The 1,246-nt window shown below is 71.0% G+C and carries 1 protein-coding gene; it reads right to left on the reverse strand.

The window, feature by feature from the left end:
- A partial coding sequence (locus Asi02nite_RS41200) for a PASTA domain-containing protein (protein WP_203719474.1) occupies window positions 1-1,246 on the reverse strand: 1,246 nt, incomplete at its 5' end.

Genomic DNA, 1,246 nt, shown 5'->3' on the forward strand with positions numbered 1-1,246 from the left:
CTAGTTGTCGCGGTCGTTCTTCCCGATGATCGGGCGGCCGCCGCCGATGCCCGGGATGATGTCGCCGATGCCGCCGTTGTTGCCGCCCGGGGGCGGGCTGCTCGGGTCACCGGTCGGCTGCTCGTCGGGCTCTTCGAACACGGTCACGGTAATGGTGATCGTGCTGTCACGCTCGGCTTCCTTGCCGCCGGCGACGCTCTGGTCGACCACCCGGTCGGCGAGGTTCTCGTCGCGGACGACCTGACCCTCCTCGACCTTGACCTTGAAGCCCTTGTCGGTCAGCAGCGCCTCGGCGGCGTCCCGGCTGCGGTTGAGCACGTCCGGCACCTGGACCAGCTTGTTGTTGGAGATCCGCACCTTGATCGTGGTGTTCGGCTTGACCGAGGTGCCGGCCTTGTCGACGCTGATCACCTGGTCCTTGGGCAGCGAGCTGTTGACCTCGTCGAAGTCGGGCTTGAGCTTGAGCTCCTTGAGCGCCCGGTCGGCCTCGGACCGGCTCTGGCCCTTGAGGTCGGGCACCTCGACCGTGCCGGGGCCGGCGCAGACGGTCAGCCGCACGAGCGAGTTCTTCTCGGCCCGCGTGCCGCCCTGCGGGTCCTGCTGGGTGACGGCGTTCTCCGTGCAGCCCTCCGCCTGCTGCGGCGCCGTCTCCACGGTGAACCCGGCCGTCGTCAGCGCCTGCTGCGCCTGCGTCACCGGCTGGCCGACCACGTTGGCGACGTCGATCTTGTCGCCCCGGGCGTTCTGCACCAGCAGGCCCGCGACCAGCGCGATCACGGCGAGCACGCCGAGGATGCTCAGCGCCGCCAGCACCCAGTTGGAGCGCTTGCGCGCCTGCGCGTCGCCGACCCGGGCCGCGGGGATGGTCCGCGTCTGCGGGCCGCCCTGCTGCCGGCGGACGACGGTGGTCTGGGCGCTGGCCGCGCCCATCGGCATGGTCTCCTGCTCGCGCATCACCGGGGTGGCCATCACGGGCCGACCGGTGGCCGCGCGGAGCAGGTCGGCGCGCATCTCGCCGGCGCTCTGGTAGCGGTTGAGCGGGTTCTTGGACAGGGCCTTGAGCACGATCGCGTCGATCGGCGGCGTCACGTCCCGGTTGATCTCGCTCGGCGCCTTCGGGTCTTCCCGGACGTGCTGGTAGGCCACGCTGACCGGGCTGTCACCGACGAACGGCGGGTGACCGCAGAGCAGCTCGAAGAGCACACAGCCGCCCGCGTAGACGTCGGAGCGGGCGTCGACCGGCTCA

The sequence above is a fragment of the Asanoa siamensis genome (genome assembly GCF_016862555.1).
Taxonomy (GTDB): Bacteria; Actinomycetota; Actinomycetes; order Mycobacteriales; family Micromonosporaceae; genus Asanoa; species Asanoa siamensis.